Consider the following 23620-nt stretch of genomic DNA (forward strand, 5'->3'; position numbering starts at 1 on the left):
TAAAATAGTAGGAGAGGTTGCTCATGGATGCAGAAAAGGATGTTGTGTACGGTACAGAAGATTTGTTGATGAGTTTGTGCAACTCGGTGGTTCGGGTGCTCAACGTTGCAACGCAAAGCAAGGTCAATTATTCAGGCATGGTGCAGCGCATCACCAAGACGGGCCTGAAGCCGGACATCGGCTGTTTCGTCATGTTCGATGGCGGTTTCACGGGCCTGGTGGTGCTCAATTTTGCCGCCGATACGGCGATGGAAATCTACGAGCGCTACATGTTGCACATGGGTATGCCGAAGTCGGAGCTGGCCAGCTTCTACACTTCGGACGAAGTGTCGAACATCATGGGCGAGCTGATGAACCAGATCGTGGGCGATTTCACTGGCAAGGTACGCCGTGAATTGCAAACGAACATCACCCAGAGCCAGCCGAAGATGCTGGTGCTGAACAAGCAGGTGATGCTCAGCGTCGACACGCCGCTGGACCGGCCGGAAATGCGCCGCGTCACTTTCTACACGGAAAAGAACAATATTTTCTATCTGGAACTGGCGATCGACCGTACCGAGTTCATCAAGCTGCACGATTTCGATTCGCGCGAAGTCGACGCCGATTCGCTGATGGATAGCGAATACGCGAACCGCGAACGGGAAACGGTCCCCGCGCCTGCGGCGGAGCCGGAAGACGACGACAACGCCGACCTGCTCAAGTCGCTGGGCATGTAAGCGGATGTCTCCGGGAGCGGCCGGCGGCAGGTTTGCCGCCGGCCGCTGCCATATGCAGCCTACAGGGTCTTGCTCATGAAGACCCGGCTCGTCCCTTCGGGGCTGCAGGCAATCTCGCCGAAGCGGCGCCAGCCGCGGCGCTCGTAAAATTCGGGCGCCTGGAAACTGATGGTGTACAGCACCGCCGAGCCGCAGCCGCGCCGGCGTCCTTCCTCTTCGAATTGCGCCAGTACCTGGCTGCCCAGGCCCAGCCCCCGCAAGGTGGCGGGCAAATAAAACAAATCGAGAAACAGCAAACCCAGCGAGGTCCGGCCCATGGCGCCGCCCAGCACGCGCTGGCTGTTGCGGTCGCGCACGACCACGCTCAATACCTGCCTGTCGCTATAGCCGGTGATGGCATCGTTATAGGCGTTCAAGCCGTCGAGGATGGTTTGCTCGACTTCCGCGTCGATCGTGGCGCTGACGGAAATGGTGTAGGGCAAGGCGTGGTGCGGGTTGGCGGGCATGGCGGACAGGAAATGGTCGATAACTGTATGAATATACAGTATTTTGACTAATTTTGCCCGGCTTGTTGCGGCAACGTCAATGTTTCCATGCGGCGCATGCCCACCATGCCGCTCTGCTGGCTATCATCGAGCGACCAGTATTCGAGCGCATACGCATAGCTGCCGTCGATGATGGTCAGTGATTCCTTCTGGCGTCCGTTGGGCGCCTTGTAATACAGGCGCCGCGCCGGCCTGCCATCGACCGTGTGGCTGAACGCCTGCGGGCTCAGGGTGACGCGCTTGCCCGCCTTGCCCGCCATCGACATCGCCGTGATCGTCACGTAAGCCCGCTCCGGGCAGCGGGCCAGCAGGTGCGCGCCGCTCAGGACGGCAGGCTGCGTCCGGTCCAGCGGGAAACCGAACGGATGCACGCCGACGATATCGCGGCACCCCATCTGTTGCGCCAGGGCCGTCAATACCGCCGGGTCGAGCGCGCTGCTCCAGTGCTTTTCGGCGCTTTGCGCCTGGCCCAGCGCCAGGCGGCGCTCCAGTTCTGCCAGCGAAATGTCGCTGGGCACGGGCAGCGGCGCGGGCGCGCCGGGATCGGCGGCGCTGGACGTTTCCGCCTGCATGCGCGAGGCAACCGAGTGGCTGCTCCCGGCTGTGCCATCGAGGGCGTGGGCGCAGGGCGCGGCGCCGGCAAGGCCGAGTGCCATGGCAAGTATAAAAGCATTTTTTGGGAGCATACAGCCTCGTGGGGTTGAGCTGGCGCGTCAATTAGTTCTGTACCGCAGCAAGGATTGAGATTATATGCATTCTGGCATTGATGAAGTAAGTGGCGCGTACGATATGGAGTTAGTAGTTTGCATTTATATTTTTTCAACAAAAGACCAGTACTGTTTTTGTTTGTTCTCCGGATGAACGCTGTCGTCGACAAAAAATTTATTGCCAATTGCCATTGCTCATCTCATGTGTCGGCCAATCTGAGCCAGGCTGCACGTGATGGATCGGTAGATGAGTGGCATATTATTTCCCATCTCCGTGCCAATCCACGGCGGTGCCAATATCAAGATTGTGGTTGATAGCGATCGTGCTTGGGCTTGCCAGATGTATCAATTTGAGCGTGTTGCACTTAAATTTCGGAAATAAGCATTTTTTATGTGGGGCGGGATATTTGCGATCGTGGTATTGAACTTCTAAAAATACCATTAGAATGGCGCTCTAAGCGTCGAGAGGGATTCTTGCCTCAAGAATAATGCATTTTGGTTAAAGAGGAGTAAATTTAATGAAGGATGGAGCAAGTTTTGAAAGCTATGTTCACTTTGTGTATCAATCCATCTTGAATCTTAGAGGCGAACGCATCCAGGTTTCAAAAAATACGAAATTTAGAATAAGTGAGCGTGAGTCCTATGAGATCGATATTTACTATGAATTCCTTCATGCGGGAGTGCGGCATCGCGTCGCGATTGAATGTAAGGATTGGAATAAGCCTGTTGATCAGGGACAGGTCTTGCTTTTTCATCAGAAAATAAAAAATATTGGTGACGAGTTGGTGGGTGTTTTTATATCACGGAAAGGGTATCAATCCGGGGCAATTGAAGTTGGTGATCGGCATGGAATTCTCATGCTCAAAGAGCAAGATCTTCCTACGCTTGGACAGTTGCTTGGGCAAAGGATCTTGGCCGCGTTTATTCCTGAGGAAAACTGCATGGGGGAGCCATTCTGGTACATTGCCGTACTTGATAAACGCGAGCAAGCTCCAGATGGTGACTTCTATGCCTTTCCTGAAAGTTTCCCCGTAAAGCTGCCATTGTTTATTTCAAAGAAACATGCCGAAGATTATTTGGAGTTTCTTCCTAATAAGAATGAACTAAAAGTCTACGGTATGCCGCAATATAAGTTGCGGGGTTTCCTTGCCTCCGCCTTATTGCGCAACATGCCAATTGGACTTGTCATAGATCCTCCGGAGGCTGATGGCAAGCTGTTGCTACATGCAACCGATGCAGAAAGCATCAACCGTGACTTTTTAATGGAGCCTATCATACGGCCAGCAGCGTCCAAGGGACTTCATCGATGGCTTGCGATGTTGCGCCGCAATCGCCGCTAAGCTTTTCTTTCTTTATTATTGCCTGAATTCTTCGATTCCGACAGGGATGTGCATTGATTACGTGCGGCATTCATCTATTGAAGTTGAAAGATAGGAGTCAGGCCAGCTTTTTGTTGTTGTGATCGCTCCTGGCCTTGTCTCACGCCCTCAGCCACCTACCTCCCGGCCATCGCCGACGCAATCTCGATCGAACTCAGCTTCCAGCCCCACACGCCATGGCGCAGCAGGACCAGCGCGCCTTGCTGCGCATCGCCATCCTTGGCGCGCACGACGAAGGTGTTCACGCCGGCATAGCCTGCCGAATAATCGGCCTTTTTCCGCGCGCCCTCGGCCGGGGCATCGGCATTCGCATCCGTTTGCGGGCTGACGGCGCTCTTGTTGACGAGGGCGACGACGCCGGCGGGCGAGACCATGGCGTCGACCATCTTGCCCAGCATGGCGCTGGCGACCCTTTGCCCCAGGGCGGCCAGCGGATTGTCGCTGCCGGCGGTCGCTTCGATGCTGCGGGCCATGCCGGCTTCCAGCTGCGTCTTGACGCTGGCGCGCAGGGCGGGGAAGTCCACGTGTGCGGCCAGCGCCTCGGCGTTGCGCTCGGCCAGCGCGCTCTTGATTTGGTGCAAGGCGTAGTACGGCGACGCGTAGGCGGTGGCGGCCAGGGCAATGGCGGCCGCGACGGCGGCGAGGGTGATTTTTTTCAACTGATGCCTGTGCGGTGGTAAGTGATGGGGGCGCCGTGCCATTTTACTGCGTGCATGGCGGCGCGGGGCCATGATGGCCTGTGCTGCGGACACGGTTGTGTCGCAGGGCGTTATCGGGGAGGCAAGCGATGCGCTTGTCACGTCCGGCCTGGAGAAGGCGGGGTGCCAGCGCAGCGGTCTGATGCAGGGCGGACTATTATTTGCTTTGAATTGTCCCAGGGGACTGCATCGCGTCGAGGAATTCCTTGGGGTCAATGTTCCTTGCTTCCGTGGTGTCGCCGCAATTCTTGGCAATCATGGTGCCGAGCGATACGCTGGCATTGCATTTGCGGGCAGCGAGCTTGGGCGCGCCATTTTCAGCTGCAGGTTCGGGGGTGGCACAGCCAGCCAGCGACAATGCAGAAATACTGATTAATAAATAACAAAAATCAGAAAACAATTTCATGCTTATTACCTTTCGTGATGATACACATTCGTTGAAGAGGGTGAGTTGATTGTAGCAAAACATGGCTCATTTGCTATGATATTTTTTTTGGCAATATTGCGAGAGCGGATGGTAGGGTTGTTTGAGTGAAATATCGGCCATCGGTGTGACGCCTTCCTTGATCGGCATGGCGGCGTTGCCCTTGCTGCTAGCCGCCGCTGGCGGTTTCCTCGGGGCGCTATAGAGGGAAGGGGGTGCGTACTGTATAATGGGAGAAAAGTACCTAACTACCTGTTTTCACTGGATAAAGACCTCACTAATGCTTTCTACAGCTAACATTACGATGCAGTTTGGCGCCAAGCCATTGTTTGAGAATATCTCCGTCAAGTTCGGCGACGGCAACCGCTATGGTTTGATCGGCGCGAACGGCTGCGGCAAGTCGACGTTCATGAAGATCCTGGGCGGCGACCTGGACCCGTCGGGCGGCAACGTCATGCTCGATACCAACGAGCGCCTGGGCAAGTTGCGCCAGGACCAGTTCGCGTTTGAAGACATGCGCGTGCTCGACGTCGTCATGATGGGCCACACGGAAATGTGGGCCGCCATCCAGCAACGCGACGCGATCTACGCGAACCCGGAAGCGACGGACGACGACTACATGCAGGCCGCCGAACTGGAAGGCAAGGTTTCCGAATACGACGGCTACACGGCCGAATCGCGCGCCGGCGAACTGCTGCTGGGCGCCGGCGTCGCCATCGACCTGCACCAAGGTCCGATGAGCAATGTCTCGCCTGGCTGGAAGCTGCGCGTGCTGCTGGCGCAGGCGCTGTTCTCGAATCCGGACATCCTGCTGCTCGACGAGCCGACGAATAACCTGGACATCAACACGATTCGCTGGCTGGAAGACGTGCTCAACGAGCGCAATTCCACCATGATCATCATTTCCCATGATCGCCACTTCCTGAACCAGGTGTGCACCCACGTGGCCGACATGGATTACGGCACCTTGAAGATTTATCCGGGCAACTACGACGAATACATGTTCGCCTCGACCCAGGCGCGCAACCAGCAGCTGGCCAACAACGCGAAAGCGAAAGACAAGGTTGCGGAATTGCAAGAATTCGTGCGCCGCTTCGCCGCGAACAAATCGAAGGCCCGCCAGGCGACGTCGCGCGCCAAGCAGATCGAAAAGATCAAGGTCGACGACATCAAGCCATCGTCGCGCGCCTATCCGTTCGTGCGTTTCGACGGCGAAAAGAAATTGCACCGCCTGGCCGTGGAAGTCGAGAATATCTCGAAAGGCTTCGATCGCCAGCTGTTCAAGAATTTCAGCATCATGGTCGAAGCGGGCGAACGCATCGCCATCATCGGCGCCAACGGCGCCGGCAAGACCACCATGCTGCGCTGCATCGCGGGCGACATCGCCGGCCTGCAGCCGGACCAGGGCCGCGTGAAGTGGGCGGAAAACGCCAACGTGGGCTACATGCCGCAAGATCCGACGGAAGATTTCGCCAAGGATACGAACCTGACCGACTGGATCGGCCAGTGGACGAAAGAGGGCGACGACGACCAGGCCGTGCGCTCCATCCTGGGCCGCTTGCTGTTCGGCGGCGACGACGTCAAGAAGGCCGTCAAGGTACTGTCCGGTGGTGAAAAGGGCCGCATGATGTACGGCAAGCTGATGCTGGGCCGCCACAACGTGCTGATGCTCGATGAACCGACCAACCACATGGACATGGAATCGATCGAATCCTTGAACATCGCGCTGGAAAAATACGCGGGCACCCTGATCTTCGTGTCGCATGACCGCGAATTCGTCTCTTCGCTGGCCAACCGCATCATCGAAATCAAGGAAGATGAAGTGGTCGATTACCGCGGCAACTACGAAGACTATCTCAAGAGCCAGGGTATCGATTAAACGCCTGATCAAACCTACTGCGCGTCGCGCTTTGCGGCCTGTGATGCTCACCGTGCTTTAGCACGGTTGCGCTTCTCGGCCACAAATCGCTGCCGCTCGCTACGGTTTTATCAGGCGTTTGGAAAGCTGGTGGTGTACTCTGGCAGCACCACACCGACGCGCCGCGGTTATTTCGTTCCGGCGCACCTGCTTTATTGCAATCGTGCCGGTCTATCCCGTTTTTGTTTGACACAGCCATGCAAACTTTAGCCATCAAATCCGTCGAGTACGAACACCCGCAAGACGGAGCCAGCTGCACTGCCCACGCCTGGGCACGCACGCCAGCGACGCCATCCCCGGCTGAAAAAGCCGAACTGATCACGCGCATCAAGCGCTTGCTGACCGAGCGCGAAGCCGTGCTCGTTGCCCACTATTACGTTGATGCTGACCTGCAAGACCTGGCGGAAGCCACGGGCGGCTGCGTCTCCGACTCGCTGGAAATGGCCCGCTTCGGGCGCGACCATCCGGCCAAGACCCTGGTCGTGGCCGGCGTGCGCTTCATGGGCGAAACGGCCAAGATCCTCAGCCCCGAAAAAACCGTCCTGATGCCTGACCTCGACGCGACCTGTTCGCTCGACCTCGGCTGCCCGGTGGATGAATTCACGGCCTTCTGCGACGCCCATCCGGACCGTACCGTCGTTGTCTACGCCAACACCAGCGCGGCCGTCAAAGCGCGCGCGGACTGGATGGTGACGTCGTCCATCGGCCTCGACATCGTGGCCCACCTGCATGCGCAGGGCAAGAAAATCCTCTGGGCACCCGACAAGCACCTGGGTTCGTACATCCAGAAGGAAACGGGCGCCGACATGCTGCTGTGGCAAGGCAGCTGCCTGGTGCACGACGAATTCAAGGGCATCGAACTCGATTTGCTCAAGGAAGAGTATCCGCAAGCCAAGGTGCTCGTGCATCCGGAGTCGCCCGCGAACGTGGTGGCGCTGGCCGATATGGTCGGTTCCACGTCGCAAATGATTGCGGCAGCGCAAACCATGGACACGGACACTTTCATCGTCGCCACCGACAACGGCATCCTGCACAAGATGCGCGCGGCCGCGCCCGGCAAGCGCTTCATCGAGGCGCCCACGGCCGGCAACAGCGCCACGTGCAAAAGCTGCGCGCACTGCCCGTGGATGGCCATGAACGGCTTGCTGAACCTGGCGCAAACGCTGGAAAACATGCACAACGAAATCCACGTCGATCCTGCCGTCGGCCAGCTGGCCGTGCGTTCGATCAATCGCATGCTCGACTTCGCCGCCGCCAAGAAGGCAGGCTTGCAGCCGGGCGCGGACCTGGCAAAAGAAACTAAATTGTTCCAAGGAATCGGTCCAGCATGAGTACCCTCGTTAATTCTTTCGCTCCCTTTGACCCCGCCCTGGCGCGCGCGTTCGAGGGCAATCTGCTGGCCGCCTTGCTGGAAGACGTGGGCCAGTGCGACCTGACGGGCGAGCTGGTGCCGCCCGACCACATCGTCACGGCGCGTGTCATCGTGCGCGAAGCGGCCGTGCTGTGCGGCGCGCCGTGGTTCGAAGGCATCATGAAAAGCCTGGACCGCAGCATCGACATCGTTTGGCATTATGCCGAAGGCGACATGATGACGGCCGACAGCGTCGTGTGCACGATTGAGGCGCCGGCGCGCGCCTTGCTGACGGCCGAGCGCAGCGCCCTCAATTTCCTGCAGCTGCTGTCGGCCGTGGCCACGGCCACGCGCCGCTATGTCGACGTGGTTGCCGGCACGAAAGCCTCCATTCTGGACACGCGCAAGACCCTGCCTGGCCTGCGCCTGGCGCAAAAGTATGCGGTGCGCGTGGGCGGCGGCAAGAACCAGCGCCTGGCCCTGTACGACGGCATTTTGATCAAGGAAAACCATATCGCGGCCGCGGGCGGCGTCAGCCAGGCCCTGGAAAACGCGCGCAACCTCGATGCGGGCGTGCCCGTGCAAATCGAGGTGGAAACCCTGGCGCAATTGCAGGAAGCGCTGGACGCGGGCGCCGTCTCCGTGCTGCTCGATAACTTCAGCAACGACATGATGCGCGAGGCCGTGGCCCTTACCAACGGCCGCGCCTTGCTCGAAGCGTCGGGCGGCATTAACTTCGACACCGTGCGCGCCATTGCCGAAACGGGCGTGGACCGCATCTCGATCGGCAGCCTGACCAAGGATGTGCAGGCCACCGATTACTCCTTGCGCATCGTCGGCTGATGAGAGGAGCGGGGCGGCGCCTGCTGGCCCTGGCGCTGCTGTGGCCGGCCCTGGCCGTGCCCTTGCACGCGCAGGCGCGCGAGCTGCTGGCCGTGGGCGCGCAGTTCGAGCGCGTCTTCGAATACCAGGACAGCGGCGAGTATGGCGGCCTGGGCGCGGAACTGCTGCGCCTGCTGGCGGCGCGCACGGGCAATACCGTGCGTTTTCGCATGGTGCCGTGGGCGCGCGCGCAAGCCATGCTGGTGCAGGGGCAGGCCGATATCCTGATCGGCCCCTACAAGACGCCCGAGCGCATCGCCAGCATGGCGTTTTCCGACAAGCCGTTTTACCAGGACCAGATGGTCTTTTATACGCGCCAGGACGCCAGTTTCGGCTGGGATGGCGACTACGCGGCGCTGAAGCAGCGCCGGGTGGTGCTGCTCAATGGCTGGGCCTATGGCGCGGACTGGGAAAGAGTCCGGCCCGGCTTGCAGGTCAGCGTGGCCAATAACGTGGAAAATGGCTTGAAGATGCTGGTGCACAACCACGTCGACGTCTTCGTCAGCAACCGCCGCAATACCGACCCCGTGATTGCCCGGCTCGGCTATGGCCGCCAGGTGAAACCCTTGCCCAAAGTCATAGAAATCCAAAATGGCTATTTCGCCTATCCCCGCTCGCCTGCTTTCGACAAGCTGCGCCTGCAGTTCGACCAGGAATTGAATAGCCTGATCGAGACGGGCGAACTGAAACGGCTGGGCAAGCGCTACGACGTCGGCATGCCCTGACACGGCCTATCTTCCCTGTGTTTGACACGCCTCAAGCGTCCTGCCCGGCCTGGTTATACCCTGATGACAGGCAGCGCAATTCTGTCCATCGCGCAGAAGGGGAACGCCATGAGAACGCATACCAGCAAGCAGATTCTTTACGCCTGTCTCGCCGTCATCCTGGCCGCCGCGCTGTTTGCCTGCGGCGGCCATCACCACCACAAGCCGCCAGTGCTGAACACGTATGTGGCGACCAGCCTCGTGTCCGACACGGCGGCCTTGCCGGCCGCGCACACGGACCCCAACCTCGCCAACGCCTGGGGCGTGGCCTTCAATCCACGCGGTTTCGTCTGGGTAGCCGCGAATGGCACAGCGAAGTCGACCTTGTACGACGGCAACGGCGTACCGCAGTCGCTGGTGGTCAGCACGCCGGCCGGCCCGACGGGCATCGTATTCAACGGCACGCAGGACTTCAAGCTGAGCCAGAACGGCGTGACGGCGCCCAGCCCGTTCATCTTCGCCAGCGAAAGCGGCAGCATCTCGGCCTGGTCGCCCACGGTCAGCCCGACGACGGCCCTGGTCGTGTTCGACGGCAGCGCGGACGGCAGCGTCTACAAGGGCCTGGCCATCTCGCGCTATGCGAACGCCAATTACCTGTATGCGGCCGATTTCCATAACCGGCGCGTCGACGTCTTCGATGCCAATTTCGCCAGAGTCAGCTTGCCTGGCGCCTTCAGCGACCCCAGCTTGCCGGCCGGCTATGCGCCGTTCGGTATCCAGGCCATCGGCGAGCGCATCTATGTCGCCTATGCCATGCGCGAGGCCAGCGGCGACGACGAGGAGGCGGGCGCGGGCCTCGGCATCGTCAATGTGTATGACACGGGCGGCACACTGCTCAAGCGGCTGGTGAGCGGCGGGGCCTTGAATGCGCCCTGGGGCATGGCGCTGGCGCCGGCCGATTTCGGCACGGCCAGCAATATGTTATTGATAGGGAATTTTGGCGACGGCAAGATCAATGCCTATGACCCGTCCACGGGCGCCGCCGGCGGTCCGCTGCGCAAGGCTGACGGCACGCCGCTGGTGATCGATGGCTTGTGGGGGATTGCCTTCGGCAATGGCCTCAACAATCAGCCTCTGAATACCCTGTTTTATGCGGCCGGGCCGGATGACGAGGCGCACGGGCAATACGGGCGCATCGATGTGAAGTAACGTCCCCGTGCGCCCGCGGGGCGGCACGGGGCTGGCCATGCTTACAGCTGGCGCGCCTCGAAGGTGTTGCACTGGCTGATCTGGCCGCTCTCGATGCCCTTGCTGAACCAGCGCACGCGCTGATCCGAGGTGCCGTGCGTAAACGAGTCCGGCACGACATGGCCTTGCGCCTGGCGCTGCAGCGCATCGTCGCCGATGGCCGTGGCCGCTTTCAGGGCCGCTTCCACGTCGCCTTGTTCCAGGATCTTGCGGTCCTGGTTCGCGTGGAATGCCCACACGCCGGCAAAGCAGTCGGCCTGCAACTCCAGGCGCACGGACATGGCGTTGGCCTGGCGCTCCGATTGCGTGCGGCGCGCATTGTCGACCTTTTCGGACAGGCCCATCAGGTTTTGCACGTGGTGTCCCACTTCATGCGCGATCACGTACGCTTCCGCGAATTCGCCCGAGACCTTGAAGCGCTGCTGCATCAGATTGAAGAAATCGAGGTCCAGGTAGACTTTCTGGTCGCCGGGGCAATAGAAGGGGCCGCTGGCGCTCTGGCCCGTGCCGCAGGCCGTCGGGATGCTGCCCGAGAACAGCACCAGCTTGGGTTTGACATAGCTGCCGCCTTCGGCCTTGAACAGGGCGCCCCAGGTGTCTTCCGTATCGGCCAGCACGGTCCGCACGAAGCGGGTCATCTCGTCGTTTGCGGGTGCCTGGCGCGCAGGCGCCTGGCTTTGCTGGGTGCTGATCTGGCCGCCACCGCCGCTGAGCAGGTTGAGCAAGGTCAAGGGATTGACGCCCAGCACATACGAGCCGACGAGGGCGATGACGATGGTGCCGATGCCGATCGAGCGCCCGCCAAAACCGAAGCCGCCCCCACCGCCGCCCCCGCCGTCTTCGCCGCGGCGGTCTTCCACATTGTCGCTTTCGCGATTGCCTTCCCATTTCATGATCTTTACTCCTGCTGCGATTGATTTTGCTTATGCCGCGTGACAAGCTGCGGATGTTGTTGCTACATGTTGCAATTATCTCAGTTTCTGCTAGTGAACACGGTGCTATTGCAATGCTTTTTTAGAGAACATCCAGCATAGTGGCATCGACGTCGGACAGTTATGATGCTCGCTATGGGAGCTACGGTAAAGCCTACGCTGTGAGTCATTGTGTGGTTGGGCTTAACTAGGAAAGCCCTAATGCGACTGCAAAGCATGACACTGCACTGTTCTTTCATTCATTTGGGCAATGGCTGCAAGGTATAGTTACTTCGACGGAGACATCCAAGAGGTTAGGGGTATGTTGTCAGGCACATATTTAGGGGTCAATGTCCCTAAGCAAGCACTCCCATGTAATACTAGAACAAATTTATGTATTTTTCTTATCTTTATGGATCTCTATGAGTAGCTTAGAAAATAAAGGAAATCTGCTTGGTGATGTTCGCGCTGAGCATGATCATAATATGTTAGATACGGCATTTTATGATTGGCAAGACTATAAAATTCTAGCGGAAGCTGACGGTAGATTTTTAGTCGTGGGCCGCCGAGGTACCGGGAAAAGTGCACTTACTTATAGATTAATGAAGGACTGGAAAGCGCAAAAAAATTTCGTGATAGTTGTTGCTCCGAATGAGGAAGATGTTTTTGGATTGCGTGCCGCAGCAGCAAAATATGGACAGACGTTAACGAGAATTCGTTCGGCAATAAAAACAGGATGGCGTTACGCATTGATTATGGAACTGGGTTGCGCGTTGGAGCAGTATTATAAGACGCAAAACATGATAAGCGCGTCAGCATTAAATGCTCCACTTAAAAAATGGAAAGGTCTTGGTGATAATATTGTTTCTCGCCTTAAAAAAACATTAAATGATGCTATTATTCCAGGTGAAAGTGCGGAAGAGAGCATATCTGAGCTTGCAACAAGGTTGAATCTAAATTCACTAACTTGTGATTTGGATGAATTGCTGCGCGTGGCTGGTAAGAGAGTAATGATATTAATTGATCGACTTGATGAGGGGTATGAGTCAGATGAGGTTGGGATTGGAATAGTCGATGGCATTATCTATGGATCTGATGATTTAAGAACAAAAACATCAAATATAAGAACAATATTATTTCTTAGGGATAATATATTTAGGGCTATTCAGATTTCAGATCAGGATTTTAGCCGAAATGTTGAAGGAAGTGTATTGAGATTACATTGGGATGTCCAAGAGTTATTTTATTTGGTATGTAAAAGGATTCGACAAGCATTTTCTATTGATGTGGAAAGTGATGTGAAAGTTTGGAATTCGGTTACTGCTAATGAACTCCACGGCCGCGAAGGTTTTAAAAGCTGTCTTAAATTGACACTTTATCGACCTCGGGATTTAATATCTCTCTTGAATACCGCTTTTTATAATGCAAAGAAACAAGGTCGTAAAGTCTTGATTGTAGATGATTTAGATGCTTCGGCAAATCATATTTCAGAGATAAGATTCGATGATCTTCGAAAGGAATATTCTTCTGTTTTTCCTGGGATTGATGATGTAGCTAAGTCACTCGCTCCATTTGGTCCTAGCTTAAATGTTTTTCAGGCCAGTAGTGCTATTGAAAAAATTATGCAAAATGATGAAAATCCACTTGTATATCAACATTTGAAGATACTTGGAACTGCACAGGAGGTACTAAAGGCACTTTATGGAGTGGGTTTTATTGGTATGGCAGATAAAACCTCTGGAAATATAGTGTTTAGTCATGATGGGAAAAAGCCAGAGAGACTATTTGACCAAAACTCTATGCTTTTAATTCATCCTTGTTACTGGAGTGCGCTTGGAATTAAAAAGGGTTTCCCGGATCAGAATATTTCTGAGCAAATATATGATGAGTATGATATTACAATATCATCAGAGGTTAAGGAGCAGAGGGATTTGTCCATTGGCGGAATGATAGCCGAACTCGGAAAAATAGAGTTGGGAAATGAAGATGCGTCTCAGTTTGAAGATTGGGCAAAAAGAGCGATTGAGCTTATTTCTGCCGGGAAGCTTACAAATATTCAATTAAAACCCAATGGGAATGGATCTGCGAGGAGAGATATTGTTGGGACAAATATGGCCACGGAAGGGTTTTGGCGGCGTATTAGGGAAGATTATTCATCTAGACAAATTATTTTTGAGGTAAAAAATTTCGAAAAAATGTCTGTTAATGAATATAGGCAATGTGCTTCTTATTTGGGTAACGAGTATGGTAGATTCGCATTTTTAATATGTCGGGATACTCAAAAAGAGCTTTCTAAAGGAGGTGAGATGGAGGCATTTCGTGAATTTTACAATAAAAACGAAGTGGTTGTAAAATTAACTGCATCATTTTTAGTTTCTCTTCTTTCTAAACTTAGAAGTCCTCAGAAGTTTGACACATTAGATGATGCGCTTACAAAGCATATTGATAATCACATTCGACTTTATGCCAATGGTCAGGGTGGTGTGGTGAAGAAGAAGGGGCGGTAATAAGGTAATTATCGATTAATTTAACTATTTTAAATTACTATTTAAATATTTTGAATACTACACCCTCGGCTATCGTCCAGGCCCAACTGGATGCCTACAATGCCCACGACGTGCCGGCCTTGCTGGCCATCTACGCCGATGACGCACAGCAATTCCAGCATCCCGATACCTTGCTGGCCCAAGGCGGCGCGCAGATCGGCCCCCGCTTCACGGCCCGTTTCGCCGCCAGCCGGCCCCGGGCGCAATTGCTCAACCGTATCGCCTGCGGCAAGCTGGTGATCGACCATGAAATCGTCCATGGCGACGCGCCGGACGGTGTTTCCGCGCAGGAACTGGTGGCGACGTATGAAGTGGAGCAGGGGCGTATCAGCCGCGCCTGGTTCAGCTTTGGCGCCCTGACCAGCCTGCGCGTGGCGCTGTCTGGTGATGTGCCTGCCATGAATGCGCTGATCGCCCGTTCCGGCATGGTGCTGAGCGCGGGATTTTATAGTGAAGAGCAGGCCGAGGCCGTGACGCGCCACGTGTTCGGCGTCGATACGCAGCTCGTTGCCGACCAGACGTATTTCGTCATCGAACGCGACGGCGCCATGCTGGCCTGCGGCGGCTGGAGCCGGCGCGCCACCCTGTACGGCGCCGACCGCGCCAAGAGCGGGCCGGATCCGCTGCTCGACCCGGCCAGCCAGCCGGGCCGTATCCGCGCCTTCTTCGTGGAGCCGGCCGCGGCGCGCCAGGGTCTGGGCAGCATGCTGATGCGCCATTGCGAACGCCAGGCGCGGGCCGCCGGTTTTACGGCACTGGAACTGGCCGCCACCTTGCCCGGCGTGCCCCTGTACCTGGCCAGCGGCTTTGCCGTCACGGAAGATTTTCACCTGGACTTGCCGGGCGATATACAACTGCCGCTGGCGCGCATGCACAAGCGGCTGTAAGGCAGCCTACCAGGGCAGCGGCGCCTTTTCCCCGTTGGCGTGCTCGCCGTAATACAGCGATGGCAAAAAGCGCGACAGATAGGTAAATTCGCTGTAGCAATGGCGCAGCAAATTCAGTCCCAGCACGTCGGGCACGTCGCGCACGGGATTGAGGCTGTTGCGACCGAGTAAGAATCGGCTGCGCAGCACGCAGCCCGTGGGCGTGTCGCGCGTCAGGTGCAGCATTTCGCCATCGAGCGGATCGCCGTTCGGGTCGAGCACGACGTAATCGCCAAAGCCGATGCGCGCGCAGATGGCGGCCGACAGGGCGCCGCTGTCCCTGGCCTGCTGCAATTGCGCCGGATCGAAGACTTCCTTCGGATCATGGAACTTCAGCTTGGCTTTCACGGGCGGAATATCGCCCAGCGACTCCACCGCCTCGATCGAGGCGCCGTAGTAACTCTCTCCCTTTTTCCACGCCTTGTTCCAGCCGTGATGGGCCACGTGATCGTGCGGATGCCACCACTTGATGTGCTGCGTCGTCTCGAAAAAGGTGAACCACCAATCCAGCATGCGTCCGCTGCAGCCTTGCAGTTCCGTGCGCGCCGCCACCAGCAGGCAGCCATTTTCCAGGCGCGTGATGCCCGTTTCCAGGGGCAGGGGAAACGGATCGAGCAAGTTGCCCGTGCCGGTGATGCTCCATGGGAATTCATTGTGCGTGTCGCTCGTCATGTCGTTCTCCTTTGTTGGGATGAGCCAATTATATATTAAAGAAACGCTTAACGTTTCCTAAATATGTTTCAGTGTAAAATTGCCCATCAATCAAGCTTGGAGATGGCATGCGGGAAGAAGAGAGCAAGGCCTTGCGCGGACGTGGCCGCCCGGCGCGCCCGCACGGGGAGGCGCTGGAGGCAGCCGTGCAGGCGGCCACCTGGCTGCTGCTGAACGAAGGCTATGCGGCCACGACCATGGAAGCGGTGGCGCGCCACGCGGGCATGGCAAAAAAGTCGCTGTATCAATATGCGGCCAACCGCGAAGAACTCGTGGCGCTGGTGGTGCGCGGCTGGACGGACGCCTTTTTGCCGGCCATGGCGCACGATGCGGCCGCGCCTGGCGACGTCTTGCCGCTATTGAAGGAGATATTGCAGGTGATGGCGGCGCGGGTGCTGACGGCGGATGCCGTCGGCCTGTTCCGCCTGCTATGCACGGAGTTTCCCGCGCGCGCCGATTTGCTGGCCGTGTATCAGCGCAACGGCATCGAGCGGGGCACGGCGATGCTGGCCGAATGGTTGCAGCGCCAGGCCGCGCGCGGCCATCTGGTGCTGCAGGATGGAGCGGAAATGGCCGGCTTGCTGCTGGCCATGGTGATCGCCGAGCCGCTGCGGCAGATGGCGCTGGGCTTGCTGGAGCCCGTGCCGGCCTGGGATGCGGCGCCCCGCATCGATGCAGCACTGCGCCTGCTGGGCGGACAGGCCTTCAGCGTGGCTGGTGCTTCAGCGCTTCGCGGTAGCTGAGCGGCGATAGTTGCCGGCGGTGCGCGCCGGCAAACGCCGTCACGGCTTCGGCGGCGTGGCGCGCGTAATCGCGCAGGGCCCAGCCGATGGCCTTGCGGATGAAAAACTCGTCTTCATGGGCCAGCGCCAGCGCCGCATCGAACAGCCAGGCGGCATCCGTATCGGCGCGCCAGCCCAGCTGGTGCAGCATGGCGATGCGGCGCAGCCAGAAATCCGCGTGCCGCAAGGCGCCATCCATGTGCGCATGGCCATCGCCGCCGCGCCGGTGTTCCGCCTGCAGCACCTCGCCCACGATGCCCGCCATGCCGTCGACGCTGTCCCACCAGGCGCGCTGGCGCGCCAGTGCCAGCAGGGCGGGAATATGTTCGACGTCCAATTGCCGCCGGTGCAGGGCCAGCATGTCGAGCGCCACGTGCTGGTACTCGCGCTCGGGCTGCTGCCACAGCAGCTGTGCATGTTCCAGCAGCACCTCGGCCCCCACGCCTTGCAAGCCCGCCAGCAAGTCCCTGGCGGCCATCCGCCGCTGCGGCGCGGCCACGCCCAGGAATATGAACTGGTCGCGCATATACGCCTGCATCGGTGCCGCGCGGCCCGGTTCGGCAACCGCTTCCAGCGCGATTTTTAGTTCTTGATGTAGATTCATGGCATCTCCAGGCGTAAAAAAGGCGCCCCGTGGAGCGCCTTTTCATCTTCATCCGATATTACTGGATCTTTGCCTTCTTCATCAACTCATCGCGGTAGGCGGCGAGTTTCTTCTGTTGCAGCGACTCGGCTACCTGGCCCTTGACTTCTTCCAGTGCCGGCAGTTTCGTCGGACGGGTTTCTTCCAGCTTGATCACGTGGAAGCCGAACTGCGATTGCACGGGCGTTTGCGTGACCTGGCCTGGTTTCAGGGCCACCATGGCGTCGGAGAATGGCTTCACGTACGAAGCTGGGCTAGCCCAGTCCAGGTCGCCGCCATTGGCTGCGGAACCGTCTTTCGATACCTTTGCCAGTTCTTCGAACTTGGCGCCGCCTTTCAGCTTGGCGATGATGTCTTTCGCTTCCGCTTCGGTAGCCACCAGGATGTGGCGTGCATGGTATTCCTTGTCGCCGGCCTGGGCCTTGAACTTGTCGTACTCGGCCTTGATTTCAGCGTCCTTGACAGGGTTCTTCTTGACGTAGTCAGCCAGCAGGGCGTTGATGATGATGCTTTGACGGGCATTGTCGATCTGCGACTTGACTTCCGGACGCGTGCCGTAGCCTTGCTTGTCGGCTTCCTGGATCAGCACTTCGCGGCCGATCAGGTCTTTCTTGATGGCTTCGCGCAATTGCGGCGAATCGGCTTGCTTGCCTTGGGCGACGACTTGCTTGACGACCTGGTCAACGCGCGACGATGGGATGGCCTTGCCATTCACGGTAGCGACGTTTTGCGCAAATGCAGGGATCGCGACGACGGCGACCAGGGCTAAGATCAGGCGGGCTGGCTTCAAAATCATGTTCATTCCTAAAAATATACTAAAAATCGATACGCGCGACTGTCGCGCAGTGCGTGTTCAGGCGCAGAATACACGACCGGCGCCGAAAAGGGCGCCGGGGAGGTCAGTTCTTACTGAACTTTCGCTTTTTTGATCATTTCTTCCTGATACGCTTGCAGTTTCTTTTGCTGCAGCGCTTCGGCGATCTGTGGCTTGACTTCTTCCAGGGTCGGCAGTTTTGCCGCGCGGGTGTCGTCCAGCTTGATCACGTGGAAACCGTTAGGCGTTTGCACCGGGGTGTCCGTGACCTGGCCTTTTTGCAGTTTCACGAAGGCGTCGGAGAACACTTTCGGGAACGACGATGGGGCTGCCCAGTCCAGGTCGCCGCCATTGTCGGCCGAGCCCGCATCTTTCGATTGCTTGGCCAGGTCTTCGAACTTGGCGCCGCCTTTCAGCTTGGCGATGATGTCTTTCGCTTCCGCTTCGGTGGCCACCAGGATGTGGCGCACGTGGTATTCCTTGTCGCCCGTCTGTGCCACGAAGCGGTCGTACTCGGCCTTGATTTCAGCGTCGTTGACGGGGTTCTTTTTCAGGTAGTCGCCGACCAGGGCGTTGATGACGATGGCCTGGCGCGCGTTCTCGATTTGCTGCTTGACGGCTGCATCTTTACCGAAACCTTTGTTTTCCGCTTCTTGCATCAGCACTTCACGGCCGATCAAGTCCTTCTTGATCATTTCGCGCAGTTGCGGCGAATCCGGTTGCTGGCCTTGGGCGACGACTTGCTTGACGACTGCATCAACGCGCGACGATGGGATAGGCTTGCCATTAACAACGGCAACATTTTGCGCAAAAACAGGTACCGCGACAACGGCGAGTAGTGCGATCAGCAAGCGGGCTGGCTTAAAAGTCATTATTAAATCCTGTTAGGGAAAGTTTCGTAAAAAACGCATGGGAAGAAATCCATCACATGGCTCGGGTACGCCAAAACGCCATCCTTACACTACTTCGGACGGCGCCAGGGCCACAATCGCCAATGCATGTATCTCATTATGCATCATATCGTGCACGGAATCATACACCAGTCGATGGCGCATGACGAGCCTGAGCCCCTCAAATCGGCTAGAAATAATGCGTAGATTGTAATGGCCTCCGCCCGAGGCGGCGCCCGCATGGCCCCGGTGGCGCGCCGAGTCGTCTTCCAGCACGCATTCCAGAGGGGAAAGTGCCGTTTCCAGGCGGGTACGAATGCGCTGCATGCGCGTTGTCGTGTCGTTCGTCATCATGCGTCTTCCTTGATATGTTTTGCCAGGAACAGGGTTTGCGCCACGATAAAGGCAAAGAAAATGCCCGTCGCGCCGAATGCTTTAAAACTGACCCAGGCGGCCATGTCGCCCTTGTACAGCACGAAGGCGACGAACAGATTCAGCGCGCCGATGGCGCCAAAGAAGATGATCCATGCGGCCAGCAACTGGTTCCAGACGGCATCGGGCAATTGCACTTGCGCTTCCATGGTCTTGCGGATCAGGTTTTTCTTGAAGCCCACGTGGGCGATCAAGAGGGCCAGGCCGGACAGCCAGTAGATCAGGGTCGGCTTCCATTTCAGGAAGAAATCGTCATGCAGGTAGATGCTGGCGCCGCCGAACACGACAAAGATGAACAGCGACAGCCACAGCATGCCGTCCACCTTGCGCCCGCGCAACAGCAGATAGCTGACCTGGCAAGCCGTGGCGACGATGCCGACGAGGGTGGCGAGTATCCACGGCGCCTGGTCAGCCTTGATCAGGCCGCCTGACACGAAGCCGGACAAATATTGCTGCACGAAATCGTGCGTGGCCGCTTCATACATGCCGCCCAGCTTGAAGGCGGCGAAGAAGGCGATCAGGGGGAAGAGGTCGAATAGAAATTTCATGGCGAGACTTTACACTGGTCTTATTAAAATCATCTTAGGAATGGCTTAGGAGCAACCGAGTTGCTCCCAGGCGATCCTGTGTCTCACGGCTGCGGGTCGAAGCGCAAGGATGCCGAATTGATGCAATAGCGCAATCCGGTGGGTGGCGGGCCGTCCGGGAAGACGTGGCCCAGATGGGCGTCGCAGACGGCGCAGACGATTTCCGTGCGCACCATGCCGTAGCTGCGGTCGACGATTTCCGTGACATTCGCCGGGTCCAGCGCCTGGAAATAGCTGGGCCAGCCGCAGCCGGAATCGAACTTCGTGTCCGAGGCGAACAGGGGCGTGTTGCAGCAGACGCAGGTGTAGACGCCGTGTTCGTGGTGGTCCCAGAACTTGCCCGTGAACGCGCGTTCCGTGGCCGCGTGGCGCGTGACTTCGTATTGCATCGAGTCGAGCATGGCGCGCCATTCGGCGTCGGTTTTCTTGACTTTATTCGTGGTCATAATGACTCCTTAGGATGAGCAGCTGACTTCAAGGTGGCTGGCCCAGTCGGGCGGCAGGGCCGCATAGTGCTGGTGTTCGGGCTGTTCGTCAAATGGCTTTTGCAGTATTTCCAGCAATGTCGCCACTTCCGTGTAGTCCTGCTGCTGGGCTTTCTCGATGGCCACCTGCGCCAGATAGTTGCGCAGCACGTATTTCGGGTTGACCTGGTTCATGGCCGTCTGGCGCACGGCATCGGCGCTGTTTTCCGCCATCAGGCGCGCGCGGTATTGCGCGGCCCACGTATCAAAGGCGGGGCGGTCGATGAACATGTCGCGCAGCGCCGTGTCGTGTTCGGGCGCCGCTACCTGCAGTGTAGACAAGGCGCGGAAGAAATTCGTGAAATCCACGTGATTGGCTTGCATCAGCGCAAACATGCTGTCGAACAGGGCCGTATCGTCGTCCTGGCTCGTCTGCAAGCCCAGCTTGGCGCGCAGCAAGCTATTCATCTTCTCCGCAAAGGCGGGTTGGTAGCTGTCCAGCGCCGCCTGCGCCAGTTCCACTTCGCCGATCAGCGGCAGCAGGGCCTGGCCCAGCGCGTAGCAGTTCCAGTGGCCCACCTGCGGCTGGTTCGCATACGAGTAGCGTCCCTGCTGGTCCGTATGGTTGCAGATGTGTTCGGCGTCGAACGCTTCCATGAAGCCGAAGGGGCCGTAATCGAGCGTCAGGCCCAGGATGGACATATTGTCCGTGTTCATGACGCCATGCATGAAGCCGACGGCTTGCCACTGCGCAATCATGTGCGCCGTGCGCACGCACACTTCGGCCAGCAAGGCCTGGTATGGATTTGCTGCAGCGCGCAAAGCGGGATAGAAGCCGTCGATCACGTAATCGGCGAGGATTTTCAGCTCGTCCGGCTTCTTGCGGTAAAACCAGTGCTCGAACGAGCCGAAGCGCACGAACGTGGGCGCCATGCGCGTCACGACGGCCGCCGTTTCCACCGTTTCGCGCATGATGCCTTGCTGCGAACCCATGATGGCCAGCGCGCGCGAGGTGGGAATGCCCAGCGCGGCCATGGCTTCCGAGCACAGGAATTCGCGGATGGACGAGCGCAGCACGGCGCGCCCGTCGCCCATGCGCGAATACGGCGTGGCGCCGGCGCCTTTCAGCTGCAGCTCCATCGGACCGTTTGCCGTGGCGATATCGCCCAGCAAGATGGCGCGGCCATCGCCCAGCTGGCCGGCCCAGACGCCGAACTGGTGGCCCGAATACACGGCCGACAGGGGAATCGAGCGCTCGGCCACGGCATTGCCGGCCAGCAGCGCCACAAAGCCGGGCTCGGCCAGGCGCGCCGCATCGAGGCCGATCAGGCTTGCCGCCGGCGCGCTGGCCGCGACAAAGTAGGGCGCGGACAGGGGCGTGGGCATCAAGCGCGTATAGAACGCGGGCGGCAAGGCCGCAAAGGCATTATCCAGTGGTAAGGTAGTAGCGCTGATGGCAATTCCATTCAAGGTAGGTGCGCTGGCAGATGGCGCCAGCCTGGAATGCGATTTTACCGCACGGCGCCAAGGCGTGCGGCGGGCGCCCATGCGGCTGGAAACGGAATCAAAAATTCCATGCTGCACCGCAATATCGAAATGCGTTGACGATTTCCGCACGACCGTACGAAACTAGGAAAAATCTTTAGATTCCAACAATAACCGAGTATCCACCCCAGGAGACACGATGTCGGCATTTCCCTTGAGTCCAGTGATGGGCCAGATGATGAATCAGCCCCTGCTGATTTCCAGCATTATCGAGTTTGCAGCGCGTCATTATGGCGGCAGCGAAATCATTTCGCGGCGGGTGGAAGGCGATATGCACCGCTACACCTACCGCGATTGCCACCAGCGCGCGCGCCGGCTGGCCAATGCCTTGCATGGCCTCGGCGTCGGCATGGGCGACCGGGTCGCCACCCTGGCCTGGAATGGCTACCGCCACCTGGAAGCCTATTATGCCGTGTCCGGCTCGGGCGCGGTCTTGCACACGATTAACCCGCGCCTGTTTCCCGACCAGATCGCCTATATTTCCAATCACGCCGAAGACCAGGTCTTGCTGTTCGATCTGACCTTTTTGCCCGTGGTGGAAAAAATCGCCGCCGACTGCACGTTTGTGCGCCATTTCGTCCTGATGTGCGACCGCGACCGCATGCCCGCCAGCAGCACCATTCCCGACCTGCTGTGCTATGAAGACTTGATCGCCACGCATTCCGACGACTACGCATGGCCCCTGTTCGACGAGAACTCGGCCGCTACCCTGTGCTATACGTCGGGCACGACGGGCAACCCCAAGGGCGCCCTGTATTCGCACCGCTCGACCGTGCTGCACGCGTACGCGTCGGCCATGCCCAGCGCCCTGAACGTGCGTGCCTCCGATACCGTGCTGCCCGTCGTGCCCATGTTCCACGTGAATGCCTGGGGCTTGCCGTATTCCGTGCCCCTGTCCGGCGCGCGCATGGTGTTCCCCGGCGCGGCGCTGGACGGCAAGTCGCTGTATGAATTGTTCGAGGCGGAAAAAGTGACGTTCTCGGCCGGCGTGCCCACCGTCTGGCTGGGCTTGCTGAACCATGCCTTGCAGAATGACTTGAAATTCTCCTCCTTCCGCCGCACGGTGATCGGCGGCGCCGCGTGTCCGCCGGCCATGATGGATACCCTGATCGACAAGTTCGACATCGAGGTCATCCACGCCTGGGGCATGACGGAAATGTCGCCGCTGGGCACGGCGGGCGGCTTGCAGACCAAGCACCTGGACTTGCCGAAGGAAGAACAGCGCAAGATCCTGCAAAAGCAGGGCCATGCGATCTACGGCGTGGACATGAAGATCGTCGATGACGATGGCAAGGAATTGCCGTGGGATGGCGTGGCGTATGGCCATTTGCTGGTGAAAGGGCCGTGGATCATCTCGTCGTACTACAAGAACGAGGGCGGCGAGGCGCTGCAGGACGGCTGGTTCCCCACGGGCGACGTGGCCACCATCGACGCGGACGGCTACATGCAGATCACGGACCGCAGCAAGGACGTGATCAAGTCGGGCGGCGAATGGATCGGCACCATCGACCTGGAAAACCTGGCCATGGCGCACCCGGCCGTGCTGCAGGCGGCCTGCATCGGCGTGTTCCACCCGAAATGGGACGAGCGTCCCGTGCTCGTGGTGGTGCTGCGCCCCGGCATGACGGTCACGCGCGACGCCTTGCTGCAGTTTTTCGAAGGCAAGATCGCCAAGTGGTGGACGCCCGATGACGTGCTGTTCATCGACGCCTTGCCCATGGGCGCCACGGGCAAGATCCAGAAGAACAAGCTGCGCGAGCAGTTCAAGGGGCACCAGCTGCCAGGCATGTAAAGCGG

At 58.3% G+C, this 23620-nt stretch carries 24 protein-coding genes; 11 read left to right on the forward strand and 13 right to left on the reverse strand.

Going from position 1 to position 23620, the window contains the following annotated elements; genetic code table 11:
* Window positions 1-23: 23 nt before the first annotated feature.
* On the forward strand, window positions 24-716 hold the full coding sequence (locus IGS61_RS00750) for a DUF3334 family protein (protein WP_086144492.1): 693 nt from the start codon (window positions 24-26) through the stop codon (window positions 714-716).
* 59 nt (window positions 717-775) lie between these two features.
* On the opposite strand, the gene IGS61_RS00755 is transcribed toward IGS61_RS00750, so the two are convergent.
* Entirely contained in the window at window positions 776-1222 is a 447-nt protein-coding gene (locus IGS61_RS00755) for a GNAT family N-acetyltransferase (RefSeq protein ID WP_230537578.1), read from the reverse strand.
* A 47-nt stretch (window positions 1223-1269) separates the two neighbouring features.
* A complete protein-coding gene (locus tag IGS61_RS00760) occupies window positions 1270-1917 on the reverse strand; it encodes a hypothetical protein (RefSeq protein ID WP_230537579.1) in 648 nt (215 codons plus the stop codon).
* A 569-nt stretch (window positions 1918-2486) separates the two neighbouring features.
* Here IGS61_RS00760 and IGS61_RS00765 point away from each other — a divergent pair.
* Window positions 2487-3308 carry a restriction endonuclease gene (locus IGS61_RS00765; RefSeq protein ID WP_230537580.1) on the forward strand — a complete coding sequence of 274 codons (822 nt, stop codon included), beginning with the start codon at window positions 2487-2489 and terminating at the stop codon, window positions 3306-3308.
* A gap of 155 nt (window positions 3309-3463) precedes the next feature.
* Here the strand turns inward: IGS61_RS00765 and IGS61_RS00770 are convergent, their stop codons facing one another.
* A complete protein-coding gene (locus tag IGS61_RS00770) occupies window positions 3464-4006 on the reverse strand; it encodes a DUF2939 domain-containing protein (protein ID WP_230537581.1) in 543 nt (180 codons plus the stop codon).
* Between the two features lie 196 nt (window positions 4007-4202).
* Window positions 4203-4451, reverse strand: a complete 249-nt coding sequence (locus tag IGS61_RS00775) for a hypothetical protein (protein WP_230537582.1) — start codon at window positions 4449-4451, stop codon at window positions 4203-4205.
* A 298-nt stretch (window positions 4452-4749) separates the two neighbouring features.
* Between IGS61_RS00775 and IGS61_RS00780 the strand changes: the two genes are divergently transcribed.
* From IGS61_RS00780 to IGS61_RS00800, 5 genes are all read left to right on the forward strand, one after another.
* On the forward strand, window positions 4750-6348 hold the full coding sequence (locus IGS61_RS00780; RefSeq protein WP_034756044.1) for an ABC-F family ATPase: 1599 nt from the start codon (window positions 4750-4752) through the stop codon (window positions 6346-6348).
* A gap of 236 nt (window positions 6349-6584) precedes the next feature.
* Entirely contained in the window at window positions 6585-7718 is a 1134-nt protein-coding gene (gene nadA, locus IGS61_RS00785; protein ID WP_230537583.1) for a quinolinate synthase NadA, read from the forward strand.
* Window positions 7715-8581, forward strand: coding sequence for a carboxylating nicotinate-nucleotide diphosphorylase (nadC, locus tag IGS61_RS00790; RefSeq protein ID WP_230537584.1), 867 nt, complete (start codon window positions 7715-7717; stop codon window positions 8579-8581). The genes nadA and nadC overlap by 4 nt, the downstream gene beginning before the upstream one ends.
* A complete protein-coding gene (locus IGS61_RS00795; protein WP_230537585.1) occupies window positions 8581-9345 on the forward strand; it encodes a substrate-binding periplasmic protein in 765 nt (254 codons plus the stop codon). Before nadC ends, IGS61_RS00795 begins: the two co-directional genes overlap by 1 nt.
* A 108-nt stretch (window positions 9346-9453) precedes the next feature.
* On the forward strand, window positions 9454-10533 hold the full coding sequence (locus IGS61_RS00800; RefSeq protein ID WP_230537586.1) for a TIGR03118 family protein: 1080 nt from the start codon (window positions 9454-9456) through the stop codon (window positions 10531-10533).
* 41 nt (window positions 10534-10574) lie between these two features.
* On the opposite strand, the gene ypfJ is transcribed toward IGS61_RS00800, so the two are convergent.
* Window positions 10575-11465: a KPN_02809 family neutral zinc metallopeptidase gene (gene ypfJ / locus IGS61_RS00805; protein ID WP_230537587.1), complete on the reverse strand. Its 891-nt coding sequence runs from the start codon at window positions 11463-11465 to the stop codon at window positions 10575-10577.
* Between the two features lie 440 nt (window positions 11466-11905).
* Here ypfJ and IGS61_RS00810 point away from each other — a divergent pair, with 440 nt between their 5' ends.
* On the forward strand, window positions 11906-13990 hold the full coding sequence (locus IGS61_RS00810) for a P-loop ATPase, Sll1717 family (RefSeq protein ID WP_230537588.1): 2085 nt from the start codon (window positions 11906-11908) through the stop codon (window positions 13988-13990).
* 50 nt (window positions 13991-14040) lie between these two features.
* Window positions 14041-14916, forward strand: coding sequence for a GNAT family N-acetyltransferase (locus IGS61_RS00815; RefSeq protein WP_230537589.1), 876 nt, complete (start codon window positions 14041-14043; stop codon window positions 14914-14916).
* Window positions 14917-14922: 6 nt separating this feature from the next.
* Here IGS61_RS00815 and IGS61_RS00820 read toward each other — a convergent pair whose 3' ends face one another.
* Entirely contained in the window at window positions 14923-15627 is a 705-nt protein-coding gene (locus tag IGS61_RS00820) for a DAPG hydrolase family protein (RefSeq protein WP_230537590.1), read from the reverse strand.
* Window positions 15628-15734: 107 nt separating this feature from the next.
* Here IGS61_RS00820 and IGS61_RS00825 point away from each other — a divergent pair, with 107 nt between their 5' ends.
* Window positions 15735-16409: a TetR/AcrR family transcriptional regulator gene (locus tag IGS61_RS00825; protein WP_230537591.1), complete on the forward strand. Its 675-nt coding sequence runs from the start codon at window positions 15735-15737 to the stop codon at window positions 16407-16409.
* Here IGS61_RS00825 and IGS61_RS00830 read toward each other — a convergent pair.
* The 7 genes from IGS61_RS00830 to IGS61_RS00860 form a co-directional block, all read right to left on the reverse strand.
* The gene (locus IGS61_RS00830) at window positions 16372-17052 is read right to left on the reverse strand and encodes a DNA alkylation repair protein (protein ID WP_230537592.1); all 681 of its coding nucleotides are present in this window, start codon (window positions 17050-17052) and stop codon (window positions 16372-16374) included. The two genes, IGS61_RS00825 and IGS61_RS00830, sit on opposite strands and share 38 nt — an antisense overlap.
* A 58-nt stretch (window positions 17053-17110) precedes the next feature.
* Window positions 17111-17887: a peptidylprolyl isomerase gene (locus IGS61_RS00835; protein ID WP_034756072.1), complete on the reverse strand. Its 777-nt coding sequence runs from the start codon at window positions 17885-17887 to the stop codon at window positions 17111-17113.
* 110 nt (window positions 17888-17997) lie between these two features.
* The gene (locus IGS61_RS00840) at window positions 17998-18777 is read right to left on the reverse strand and encodes a peptidylprolyl isomerase (protein WP_077404793.1); all 780 of its coding nucleotides are present in this window, start codon (window positions 18775-18777) and stop codon (window positions 17998-18000) included.
* Between the two features lie 84 nt (window positions 18778-18861).
* Window positions 18862-19149, reverse strand: a complete 288-nt coding sequence (locus tag IGS61_RS00845) for a BolA family protein (RefSeq protein WP_230537593.1) — start codon at window positions 19147-19149, stop codon at window positions 18862-18864.
* Window positions 19146-19775, reverse strand: coding sequence for a septation protein A (locus IGS61_RS00850; RefSeq protein ID WP_046682773.1), 630 nt, complete (start codon window positions 19773-19775; stop codon window positions 19146-19148). The genes IGS61_RS00845 and IGS61_RS00850 overlap by 4 nt, the downstream gene beginning before the upstream one ends.
* Window positions 19776-19858: 83 nt before the next feature.
* The gene (msrB, locus tag IGS61_RS00855) at window positions 19859-20260 is read right to left on the reverse strand and encodes a peptide-methionine (R)-S-oxide reductase MsrB (protein WP_230537594.1); all 402 of its coding nucleotides are present in this window, start codon (window positions 20258-20260) and stop codon (window positions 19859-19861) included.
* A gap of 9 nt (window positions 20261-20269) precedes the next feature.
* The gene (locus tag IGS61_RS00860) at window positions 20270-21826 is read right to left on the reverse strand and encodes a protein adenylyltransferase SelO (protein WP_442908020.1); all 1557 of its coding nucleotides are present in this window, start codon (window positions 21824-21826) and stop codon (window positions 20270-20272) included.
* Window positions 21827-21962: 136 nt separating this feature from the next.
* Between IGS61_RS00860 and IGS61_RS00865 the strand changes: the two genes are divergently transcribed.
* Entirely contained in the window at window positions 21963-23615 is a 1653-nt protein-coding gene (locus IGS61_RS00865; RefSeq protein WP_268993672.1) for a 3-(methylthio)propionyl-CoA ligase, read from the forward strand.
* The last annotated feature ends 5 nt before the right edge of the window (window positions 23616-23620 follow it).

Origin of the sequence: Janthinobacterium sp. FW305-129, assembly GCF_020858115.1 — a bacterium.
Lineage (GTDB): Bacteria > Pseudomonadota > Gammaproteobacteria > Burkholderiales > Burkholderiaceae_D > Janthinobacterium.

Bases quoted from the DNA above. Each gene is read 5' to 3' on its own strand.
- IGS61_RS00750 (WP_086144492.1), top strand. From the start codon at position 24: ATGGATGCAGAAAAGGATGTTGTGTACGGTACAGAAGATTTGTTGATG.
- IGS61_RS00755 (WP_230537578.1), bottom strand. From the start codon at position 1,222: ATGCCCGCCAACCCGCACCACGCCTTGCCCTACACCATTTCCGTCAGC.
- IGS61_RS00760 (WP_230537579.1), bottom strand. From the start codon at position 1,917: ATGGCACTCGGCCTTGCCGGCGCCGCGCCCTGCGCCCACGCCCTCGAT.
- IGS61_RS00765 (WP_230537580.1), top strand. From the start codon at position 2,487: ATGAAGGATGGAGCAAGTTTTGAAAGCTATGTTCACTTTGTGTATCAA.
- IGS61_RS00775 (WP_230537582.1), bottom strand. From the start codon at position 4,451: ATGAAATTGTTTTCTGATTTTTGTTATTTATTAATCAGTATTTCTGCA.
- IGS61_RS00780 (WP_034756044.1), top strand. From the start codon at position 4,750: ATGCTTTCTACAGCTAACATTACGATGCAGTTTGGCGCCAAGCCATTG.
- nadA (WP_230537583.1), top strand. From the start codon at position 6,585: ATGCAAACTTTAGCCATCAAATCCGTCGAGTACGAACACCCGCAAGAC.
- nadC (WP_230537584.1), top strand. From the start codon at position 7,715: ATGAGTACCCTCGTTAATTCTTTCGCTCCCTTTGACCCCGCCCTGGCG.
- IGS61_RS00795 (WP_230537585.1), top strand. From the start codon at position 8,581: ATGAGAGGAGCGGGGCGGCGCCTGCTGGCCCTGGCGCTGCTGTGGCCG.
- IGS61_RS00800 (WP_230537586.1), top strand. From the start codon at position 9,454: ATGAGAACGCATACCAGCAAGCAGATTCTTTACGCCTGTCTCGCCGTC.
- ypfJ (WP_230537587.1), bottom strand. From the start codon at position 11,465: ATGAAATGGGAAGGCAATCGCGAAAGCGACAATGTGGAAGACCGCCGC.
- IGS61_RS00810 (WP_230537588.1), top strand. From the start codon at position 11,906: ATGAGTAGCTTAGAAAATAAAGGAAATCTGCTTGGTGATGTTCGCGCT.
- IGS61_RS00820 (WP_230537590.1), bottom strand. From the start codon at position 15,627: ATGACGAGCGACACGCACAATGAATTCCCATGGAGCATCACCGGCACG.
- IGS61_RS00825 (WP_230537591.1), top strand. From the start codon at position 15,735: ATGCGGGAAGAAGAGAGCAAGGCCTTGCGCGGACGTGGCCGCCCGGCG.
- IGS61_RS00830 (WP_230537592.1), bottom strand. From the start codon at position 17,052: ATGAATCTACATCAAGAACTAAAAATCGCGCTGGAAGCGGTTGCCGAA.
- IGS61_RS00835 (WP_034756072.1), bottom strand. From the start codon at position 17,887: ATGATTTTGAAGCCAGCCCGCCTGATCTTAGCCCTGGTCGCCGTCGTC.
- IGS61_RS00840 (WP_077404793.1), bottom strand. From the start codon at position 18,777: ATGACTTTTAAGCCAGCCCGCTTGCTGATCGCACTACTCGCCGTTGTC.
- IGS61_RS00845 (WP_230537593.1), bottom strand. From the start codon at position 19,149: ATGATGACGAACGACACGACAACGCGCATGCAGCGCATTCGTACCCGC.
- IGS61_RS00850 (WP_046682773.1), bottom strand. From the start codon at position 19,775: ATGAAATTTCTATTCGACCTCTTCCCCCTGATCGCCTTCTTCGCCGCC.
- msrB (WP_230537594.1), bottom strand. From the start codon at position 20,260: ATGACCACGAATAAAGTCAAGAAAACCGACGCCGAATGGCGCGCCATG.
- IGS61_RS00860 (WP_442908020.1), bottom strand. From the start codon at position 21,826: ATGGGCGCCCGCCGCACGCCTTGGCGCCGTGCGGTAAAATCGCATTCC.
- IGS61_RS00865 (WP_268993672.1), top strand. From the start codon at position 21,963: ATGTCGGCATTTCCCTTGAGTCCAGTGATGGGCCAGATGATGAATCAG.